At 74.4% G+C, this 9,312-nt stretch carries 6 protein-coding genes and 1 pseudogene; 2 read left to right on the forward strand and 5 right to left on the reverse strand.

Annotated features, from left to right (window positions below; genetic code table 11):
• Positions 1-34: 34 nt before the first annotated feature.
• Entirely contained in the window at positions 35-1,381 is a 1,347-nt protein-coding gene (locus GPJ59_RS28630) for a S28 family serine protease (RefSeq protein WP_219670601.1), read from the reverse strand.
• A gap of 188 nt (positions 1,382-1,569) precedes the next feature.
• Positions 1,570-2,151 carry a potassium channel family protein gene (locus tag GPJ59_RS28635; protein ID WP_219670602.1) on the reverse strand — a complete coding sequence of 194 codons (582 nt, stop codon included), beginning with the start codon at positions 2,149-2,151 and terminating at the stop codon, positions 1,570-1,572.
• A gap of 290 nt (positions 2,152-2,441) precedes the next feature.
• Between GPJ59_RS28635 and GPJ59_RS28640 the strand changes: the two genes are divergently transcribed.
• On the forward strand, positions 2,442-5,159 hold the full coding sequence (locus GPJ59_RS28640; protein ID WP_219670603.1) for a SpoIIE family protein phosphatase/ATP-binding protein: 2,718 nt from the start codon (positions 2,442-2,444) through the stop codon (positions 5,157-5,159).
• An 82-nt stretch (positions 5,160-5,241) separates the two neighbouring features.
• Here the strand turns inward: GPJ59_RS28640 and GPJ59_RS28645 are convergent, their stop codons facing one another.
• The 3 genes from GPJ59_RS28645 to GPJ59_RS28655 form a co-directional block, all read right to left on the reverse strand.
• Complete coding sequence (locus tag GPJ59_RS28645) at positions 5,242-6,453, reverse strand: glycosyltransferase (protein ID WP_219670604.1); 1,212 nt, start codon at positions 6,451-6,453, stop codon at positions 5,242-5,244.
• Positions 6,450-7,250 carry a MerR family transcriptional regulator gene (locus GPJ59_RS28650; RefSeq protein WP_219670605.1) on the reverse strand — a complete coding sequence of 267 codons (801 nt, stop codon included), beginning with the start codon at positions 7,248-7,250 and terminating at the stop codon, positions 6,450-6,452. Before GPJ59_RS28650 ends, GPJ59_RS28645 begins: the two co-directional genes overlap by 4 nt.
• Positions 7,251-7,403: 153 nt before the next feature.
• Positions 7,404-8,756 carry an FUSC family protein gene (locus tag GPJ59_RS28655; RefSeq protein ID WP_308120535.1) on the reverse strand — a complete coding sequence of 451 codons (1,353 nt, stop codon included), beginning with the start codon at positions 8,754-8,756 and terminating at the stop codon, positions 7,404-7,406.
• Between the two features lie 110 nt (positions 8,757-8,866).
• On the opposite strand from GPJ59_RS28655, the pseudogene GPJ59_RS28660 reads away from it, so the two are divergent.
• Positions 8,867-9,127, forward strand: a pseudogene (locus GPJ59_RS28660) (hypothetical protein); the annotation flags it as partial.
• Between the last annotated feature and the right edge of the window lie 185 nt (positions 9,128-9,312).

Genomic DNA, 9,312 nt, shown 5'->3' on the forward strand with positions numbered 1-9,312 from the left:
GCGCTGCCCCGCCCCCGGCGCGCGCCGCCCCGGCTCAGCGGGGGCCGCCTCCGCTCCGGTCGGCCCACCGGCGCAGCGCGGCCGTGGCGCGTTCGGCATCGGCCGGACGCAGGCCGCCGATGGATATGTGGTGGTTGCCCTCGGGCACCTCCCATGCGAAGGAGTCACGGGTCCCCGCGCCCAGTCGGAAGGGCTCCGCGACCGCCACGTCGTTCTCGCCGTTGACGAACATGAGCGAGCTGCCGCGCAGGCGTACCCAGCGGTCGATGTCCGCCATGGCGCCGGGCTCGAAGCGCATGGGGACGTCCCTCGGCACGTACGTGCGGGGCTCCTGGACCCCCGGGTGGCGCAGCAGCCCCTCCAGGTGCGGGGCGGCGAGGTGCGCGTACCCCAGTTGGGTGCCCAGCTGGTAGAAGTACGGCGCGTAGACCTCCAGCGTCCGGTCGGCGTAGACGGGAAGCTGGGTCACCTGCGCGACCCACGCGTACAGGGCGTCGTCCGTCGCCGTGGCCGCAGGCACCGACGCACAACCCCCGGCGGGCTGGTGCATCCAGAACATCATCGGCAGCCGCAGCACGGCGAGCTCGAACGCACGGTCCACACTGCCGATGGTCCGGAAGGTGGCCTGCTGTCCCTCCGCCCACCTGCCGTACCGCTGCGTCATCGCCTCGCGACGTATCAACGCCTGCTGCTGCACCGCCGCGACAGCGGCTCGGCACTCGGCGGTACCGACCTGCTCGAGACGGCGGTCGTACGCGCTGTCGTCCCGGTCGTCCGTGTTGTTGGGAGCCGCGTACGCGACCGTACCGGCCACGTCGTCCGGGTAGAAGCGGCGGTGGTAGACGGCCGTCATCCCGCCCTTGCTGCCCCCGGTCGATATCCACGCGCCACGGTAGAGCCGCTTGAGCGCCGTGATCAGGCGGTGGTGGTCACTGGCCGCCTGCCAGACGGTCAGCGTGGAATAGTCCTGGCCCTCCGGCCGCGAGGTCCCGAAGAACCGGTGCTCGGTGGTGATCTGATTGGCGTCCAGCACCACGGCCGGCTCGGCCAGGCGCTGCGGTGACGACCCCAGGTCGTACCCGCTGGAGTACAGCACCATCGGGCGGTCGACCGACTTGTGCACCAGCGTCAGCCGCTGCTCGAAGGAGCCCCGGTCGGGACGGCGGTGGTCGGTGGGCTGGCGGAAGGACAGGTCGAGGACGGTCTGCCCGTCCGCGCCCGGCCGTTCGCCGAGCAGGCGCATCCCGGGAACGGCCTCGATCCGGGCCCGGATGTCGCCGTCCCGCGGCTGGGCGGCCAGCGCGGGAGCGGCCAGCCCGGCCAGGGCCAGCGCACCGGTCACGACCACCGTGACCACACGTCTCATCAGGTTCTTCGTCATGGCTCAAGACAACCCCGCCGGAGGCGGGTCGCGGCTCCCCCGAGCGTGGAATTCGTCTCCCCCGCACGGGGGAGGACAGATTCGGCGCGCGTGTGCAGCGAGCCGGCCCGCCTCCGCGACCAGCCTCCGCGACCCGCCCCACCGATCGGCCTCCCCGCCCCGCGCCGCCTCCCCTCCCCGCCTCCCCGTCATGGCGGCTCGTCGTCCGGCAGCCGGTACGGTTGCCCGCCCTGCCTGCGCATACCGATCCTCACGGCGCTGAAGAAGACCTTCGCGACCACCCCGACCACGACGAGATCAGCGACCATCTGAACGGTGGTCAGCACACGGCCGGTTTCGGTGGTGGGGACGATGTCACCGAACCCCACGGTCGCGAACACCGTGACGGTGAAGTACAGGGAGTCCGTCCGGCTGAGCGGCTCGGAGAAGGACTGCGGCGCGTTCGCGCTGAGGAGGACGTACGTGATGGCGAAGGTCAGCAGGAAGAAGGGGACCGCGGTGCACAGCGCCTCCACGGCCCGCAGCACCGGGTGGTCCGAACGGGCGATCTCCACGGTCTGCCGGAATACCATCCAGCCGAAGAGCGCCAGGGCGCTCATGAGCGATATGACCGTCACGGCGCCGACGCCGTGCTCCAGCGGCACAAGGTAGTAGACCACCGTGAGCAGGACCACCGAGGAGAAGGAGCGCAGCAGGGCCGCGGCGACCAGCCGGCGCCGGGCGCCGCCCCCTTCGGGTTCCTCCCCGACCGGGGATGCGTCGCGGTCCATGCCCTCAGGAGAAGGCGCCCCGGGCGTTCGCGCGACCGGAACGGGCCGACGGGGGATACGTACGGACGGCGGCCACGAGGGAGGACGGCGGGCGCCGAATGGCGGACGGCGGGCGGATGCTCACGACAGAGGTCCAGACCCGAGGCCCGGACCGCAGCCCAGACAGAGGTCCGGACCGAGGCCCGGACCGCGGCATCGCCGCCCGCCCGATCCGGCACTCCGAGGCCGCCACATCGGCCGATCGCCGCAGTCGCCCTCCACACGGCGCCCGCGGGTGTTACAAAGAGTGAATGGGGCTGACCGCCAAGCGGCCACGCAGTGTCGCCGGACAAGTACTCGTCCTCCAGGTGGCGATCGTGATGCTGCTCGCCGCCGCGGCCGTGTTCGCCCTCGTCCTGCAGTCCCGCAGTGACGTCGACCGGGAGGCCCGGGGCCGATCCGTCGCGGTGGCCCAGACCTTCGCCCAGTCGCTCGGCCTGGAGGAAGCGCTCAAGTCCCCCGACCCCAGCCGGATCCTCCAACCCCTCACCGAGCAGATGCGCCGCGACGCCGGTGTGGACTTCATCGTCGTCATGGACACCAACGGGATCCGCTACACGCACCCCCAGCCCGACCGCATCGGCAAACGGTTCGTCGGCACCATCGAGCCCTCCCTCGCCGGCAAGGTGCACACCGAGAGCGTCCAGGGCCCGCTCGGGAACGAGATCCAGGCCGTCGTCCCCGTCACCGACAAGGACGGCCGGGTGGTGGCCCTGGTCTCGGCCGGCCTGACCGTCGAGAACGTCACCGGCGTGGTCGACCGCCAGCTGCCCGTCATCCTCGGCTCCGCCGCCGCCGCCCTGGCCCTGGCCACCGCCGGCACGGCACTGATCAGCCGCCGGCTCAACCGCCAGACCCACGGCCTCGGACCCACCGAGATGACCCGGATGTACGAACACCACGACGCGGTGCTGCACGCGGTCCGGGAGGGCGTCCTGATCACCGCCGGGGACGGCCGGCTGCTGCTCGCCAACGACGAGGCGAAACGGCTCCTGGACCTCCCGTCGGACGCCGAGGGCCGGCACATCCGGGAGCTGCCCGGCCTCGACCCCCGCGTGGCCGCCCTGCTCCTCTCCGGCCGGGCCGCCACCGACGAGGTCCACCTCACCGGGGACCGCCTGCTGGTGGTGAACCAGCAGCCCACCGACCCGCACGGCAAACCCGGCACGGCGGTCACGATCCGCGACTCCACCGAGATGCGGCTGCTCACGACCCGGGCCGAAGCCGCCCGCCGCCGCCTCAAGCTGCTCTACGACGCGGGCATGGGCATCGGCACCTCCCTCGACGTCGTCCGCACCTCCCAGGAGCTCGCCGACGTCGCCGTGCCGAGGTTCGCCGAGTACGTCACCGTCGACCTCGCCGAACCCGTCCTGCGGGGCGACGAGCCCACCGGCAGCGCGTCCGACATGCGCCGCACCGGCGTCAGCGGCGTCCGTACGGACCACCCGCTCTACCCCCGTGGCGAGCGGATCGACTTCCTCCCGTCCACGCCCCAGGCACGCGGCTTCGACAGCGGACGCGCCGAGGTCGTTCCCGACCTCGCCGACGCCCCCGGCTGGCAGGCCCAGGATCCGGAGCGCGCCCGGGCCATCATCGACTTCGGCATCCACTCCCTGATCACCGCGCCGCTGCGGGCCCGCGGGGTCACCCTCGGTGTGGTCAACTTCTGGCGGTCGCGCAAGCCCGAGCCGTTCGACGAGGAGGACCTGTCCGTCGCCGAGGAGCTCGCGGCCCGCGCCGCCGTCAGCATCGACAACGCCCGCCGGTTCACCCGCGAGCACGCCCTGGCCGTCACCCTCCAGCGCAGCCTGCTGCCCCGCGCCCTGCCCGAGCAGAGCGCCGTGGAGGTGGCGCACTTCTACCTGCCCGCCCAGTCGGGGGTGGGCGGGGACTGGTTCGACGTCATCCCGCTGCCGGGCAGCCGGGTCGCCCTCGTCGTCGGCGACGTGGTCGGCCACGGACTGCACGCCGCCGCCACCATGGGCCGCCTGCGCACCGCCGTCCACAACTTCTCGGCCCTCGACCTGCCGCCAGACGAACTCCTCGCCCGCCTGGACGACCTCGTCCAGCGCATCGACCACTCGGGGGAGGGCGAGAGCGAGGACGGGGCGGCCGAGCAGTCGGCGCAGACCGACTCCGGCGGCGGCATGCTCGGCGCCACCTGCCTCTACGCCGTCTACGACCCGGTCGTCCAGCGGTGCACCGCGGCCCGCGCCGGCCACCTGCCGCCGCTGATCGTCCGCCCCGACGGCACCGTGGACACCATGGACCTGCCCTCCGGGCCGCCCCTGGGCCTGGGGATGCCGTTCGAGACCGCGGAGGTGGACCTCCCGGCCGGCAGCCAGCTCGTGCTGTACACCGACGGCGTCGTCGAGGACCGCACCCGCGACATCGACGAGGGCATCGCCCTGCTGCGCGACGCCGTCGGCCATCCGGACCGCTCGCCCGAGGAGAGCTGCCGGGCCATCCTGGAGGCCCTGCTGCCGGCCCGCCCGCGCGACGACGTGGCACTGCTCGTCGCGCGCACGCGGGCCCTGGGGGAGGACCAGGTGGCCGAGTGGGAGGTCCCCTTCGAGCCGAGTGCGGTGGGCACCGTACGGGCCGAGGTGGGCGAGAAGCTGACCGAGTGGGGGCTGGAGGCCCTGTCCTTCACCACCGAACTCGTGATGAGCGAGCTCATCACCAACGCCATCCGGCACGGCTCCCCGCCGGTCCGCGTCCGCGTGATCAGGGACCTCAGCCTCACCTGCGAGGTGTCCGACGGCAGCAGCACCTCGCCGCACCTGCGCTACGCCGCCACCACGGACGAGGGCGGCCGCGGACTGTTCCTCGTGGCCCAGCTGAGCCGGCGGTGGGGCGCCCGCTACACGGGCGCGGGCAAGGTCATCTGGGTGGACCAGGCCCTCCCGGGCATGATGGGCGGACCGGAGGAAGAGCTCCCGGACTTCTTCGACATCGACGCACTCTGAGCCCCACGCCGTCCCGGCGCACCACGCCGTCCCGACGCCCTACGACGCCCACCTCGGACTCGGCCCGAACGGAGTCTCCGTCTCACCCGGTCAGGTCCCGGACGGCCTTGAGGACCCGGCCCGCCGCGTCCTCGGTCGCCATGTGCCGAGCGGCAGTGGCGGCGGCCGCCGCGTACGTCCGCTGCCGCACCACCTCGCCGAGCGCGTCCGCGAGCCGCTCCGCGGTCAGGGCCCCGAACGGGATCGCGGCGGTGGCGGCGCCGATCGCGGCGAGCCGCCCGGCCCAGAAGGGCTGGTCCGCGGCCACCGGCACGGTCACCGACGGCACCCCCGCGCGCAGCGCGGCCGCCGACGTGCCCGCCCCCGCGTGGTGCACCACCGCGGCCAGCCGGGGGAACAGCAGGGCGTGCGGTACGTCGCCCACGGTGAGGACGTCGTCCCCGTCGGCCGCGAGCCCGGCGCTGCCGGACTGGAGGATGCCGCGCAGCCCCGCCCGGCGCAGAGCCCGTACGGCGATCCCGCTCAGGCGTTCGCCCTCCCCGGCCGCCATGCTGCCGAAGCCGATGAGGACCGGGCGGGGCCCTGCCCGCAGGAAGTCCTCCAGCTCCGCGGGCAGGCGTGCGGCCTCGTCGTGGTGGGGCTCCCAGGCGCCGACCACCTCCAGGCCGGCGGACCAGTCGGAAGGGCGCGGCACCAGTGCCGTACTGAAGCCGTACAGGACCGGCCAGTCCGCCCGCTCCTGGCGCCGGCGCATCAGTGGGGCGGACAGCGGGGCCAGGTCCAAGCGGTGGCGCAGCCGGCGGACCGCCTGCGCGTAGATCCGGTCGGTCATCCGCAGGGCCAGCCGCCCGGCCGCGCGGTTGCCGAGCCGGCCCAGCGAGCGGGAGCCGGTGACGACCGGGGGGAAGTCGCCGGTCGGCGCGGTGGGCTGGAGGTACACGCCGAGGCTCGGTACGCCCGTGGCCTCGGCGACGTGCCAGCCGAGCGGCGCCGTGGTGGCCGACAGCAGGAGCAGGTCCGTGCCGTCGGCCACCGCGTCGGCGAACCCCTCGCCGAGTTCGGTGACGAACGCGGCCGCGGCGCGCATCAGTTCACGTCTGCCCCCCGCCGCGGTGCGGCCCCGGGTGTCGGCGGGCAGCCGGCGGAACTCCAGCCCGGCACCGCGGGCGAGGGGCGCGAAGGCGTCCGTGGTGGCCAGCGCGACGTCGTACCCGGCGCTGCGCAGTACGGCGCCCAGGCCGGTGTAGGGCGCGACGTCACCGCGCGATCCGGCCGTGGCGATCATGATTCTCATCGGTCTTCCTCGGATTCGGTACGGGAACCGGTGCGGCGGGACGCGTTGGCGTACACCGCCTTGCACAGGTAGGCGGCCAGGCCCGGGCGCTGCTGCGACGGCGGCACCACGAGCGCGAAGGCGCGCGGGTCGGCGGCGTAGTCGTCGGCGATGCGGCGGTGCGTCCCGGGCGGACAGGGAGTGAACCAGCGGGTGATGTGCAGGCGGTGCTCCTCGGCGAGGTCCATGGCCCGCTCGCCGTCGGCGGGTTCACCGTCGTCGAAGGCGTCCAGCAGGTCTCCTCGCCAGGCGGCGGCCTCGCCCATGAGCCGCTTCCAGTCCTCCTTGGTGTGGGCGGAGGCCCGCGCCATCGCCTCCCGGTGCGCGTCCGAGTGCTGCCACTTCTCCTGGGCCTCGGTGGCGTAGCTCAGGTCGAAGGCGACCTCGCCGAAGACGTCGAAACGTTCCTCCGGAGTCAGCGGCACCCCGGTCAGCTGGACCTCGATGGCCCGCTCCGCCACCTCGGTCAGCCGCTGCAACCGGGCGATCTCCTCGCCCAACTGCCGCTGCCGGGCCCGCAGGTGCTCCAGGGCGTTCGCCTGCGGGTCCGCCAGGATCGTGGCGATCTCGTCGAGGGGAAAGCCGAGTTCGCGGTAGAAGAGGATCTGCTGGAGCCGGGCCAGGTCGGCATCACCGTAGCGGCGGTAGCCGGCGTGGCTGCGGCCGCTGGGGGAGAGGAGCCCCGTCCTGTCGTAGTGGTGCAGCGTACGCACGGTCACCCCGGCGAATGCCGAGACCTGACCTACGGAGTAGCTCATGGACCTGCCCTTTCGTTCGTCGACAGCCTCGAGCCTGACGTTAGGGGAGGGTCAACAGGGCAAGGTCAATTCGCCGGTCGCCGGTCGCCGGTCGCGGGTCGGGGGACGGGCGAGGCTCGGGTGGTCACGGCCGGCCCGGCGAGCGGGCTGCGGTCACCGCTCTCCGGTGCGGTCGGTCCCGATGCCCGCACCCCGCGGCTTCGCATCCGCGCCGGCGTCGGCATCGGTGGCGGTGCCCGTGCCCGTGCCGGTGCCCGTGATCCGGTCCAGGTCCGCCAGCAGGTCCTCCAGCCAGGCCACGAGCGCGTAGTACCGCCGGGGCGCGTCGGCCGGGGCCTTCGCCACCGTGTCCGGCCGTCCGGACGGCAGCAGCGCCTGGTCCGCGTCCCCGACCGGGTCCAGCACGGCCGACAGCAGCAGCATCCGCCCCGACACCCGGTCCGCGAGCCGGGTCAGCGATTCGGCGGCCTCCGGCCCCAGCGGCGGTTCGCGGACCGGAGCCACCGGACCGCCCGCCGGACTCCCGACCGCACCGCCCACAGGCGCGCTGGCCGACGCGTCCGCCGACGCCAACAGCCGGTCCGCACCCCACAGCGCGTGGTGGCCGACCAGCAGCGACGCCTGCCAGTCGGGCGCCCGCGGCCCGCCCGTCCGCCCGTCCGGCGCCGCCCCGCGCCAGTGCCTCGGTTCGCTCTGGTACTGCGCGAACGCCGACTCCGCCAGCACCACCATGTGCCGCAGCGGCCCCAGCCCAGGCGGCTCCCGCACCTGCCGGACCGCCCCGGCCACGACCTCCGCCGTCGCGATCACGACCACCGCGGCCGCGCACCGCAGCAGCTCGGCGGCCGACCGCCCCACCTCCTCCTGCGCCCCCTGCGGCCAGGCCAGCAGCGCGAAGACGGCACCGATCGCACTCCCGATGAGCACGTCGAGCAGCCGGAACTCCGCCAGCTGCCAGGTGACCGGCGCCAGCTGTGCGAACACGAGCGCGATCAGCAGCGTGAACAGCGCCTGCGCCCAGCCGACTCCCTTCACCGGCCCGACCGTGAACGCCACCAGCATCAGGGCCGGCAGCGCGGCCGCGTACACCGCGATGTGCGTTCCCACGCCGGCGAGCAGGGCGGCGGTCACCACGGCACCGATCAGGGTCCCGACCAGGGCCTGGCGGACGTCCGCCCGCGTCGCGCCCACGGTCGTACGCGTCAGGGTCAGCGTCGCGAGCATCGCCCAGAAGCCGTGCGGCAGGGTGTCCAGGCCCGCGACCACGCGGGCGGCCGCCAGCGCCAGGCTGATGCGTACCGCGTTCTGGAAGAAGACCGACCGCCTGCCCGCATGCCCGACCAGCCGCCGCCACCACAGGTGTGGCGCCCGCATCCGCGCGTACCAGAACCGGCCCGAGGGCGCAGGAGGTGCGCCCGCGCGCCCCCGTACGCTCAGCCCGACCGCGGTCGACAGCACCAGCGCGGCATCCACCAGCTCCAGCAGGGCGGCTTCGCGGCGCAGCACGGCCGGCCCGTCGGACCCGGCCGGCCCGTGCGGTCCGCCCGTCGCGCCGCCGGTGAGGGCGATACGCGTCCGGACCAGCTCGTCGTGTGCCGTCGCCTGCGCCCCGTGCCGGCGCCGCAGCACCGCGGCGCAAGGGGCGGGGCGCGAACCGGCGCCCCAGCGGGCGCGAGCGCCACGACGAGAAGATCACGGTCTACGTCTCCGCCGAGGAGCTGATGGACCTGGAGCACGCGCGCCTGGTGCTGCGCGGCGAGCACGGGCTGGCGGTGGACCGCGGCCGGATCGTCCGCGAGGCGGTGGCCGTCGTCCTCGCCGACCTCGAATCGCGCGGCGACGCCTCGATCCTCGTCCGGCGCCTGCGGGGCCGCTGAGCGGTAGCCTGCGGGTTCGTACGGGCCTGAAGCCTGCGCCCGTGGCCCGCCCCCGCACCACCCTGGATCCTGATGCCGCCGACCGACGACCCCGCCCGCCCCGCCTCCCGGCGCCGCCTGGGGCGCGGACCGGGGGTACCGGCGCCCGCGCAGGCGGCCCCGTCGGCCGCGCCCGAGGCCGTACC

Origin of the sequence: Streptomyces bambusae, from assembly GCF_019400985.1 — a bacterium.
Classification (GTDB): domain Bacteria; phylum Actinomycetota; class Actinomycetes; order Streptomycetales; family Streptomycetaceae; genus Streptomyces; species Streptomyces bambusae_A.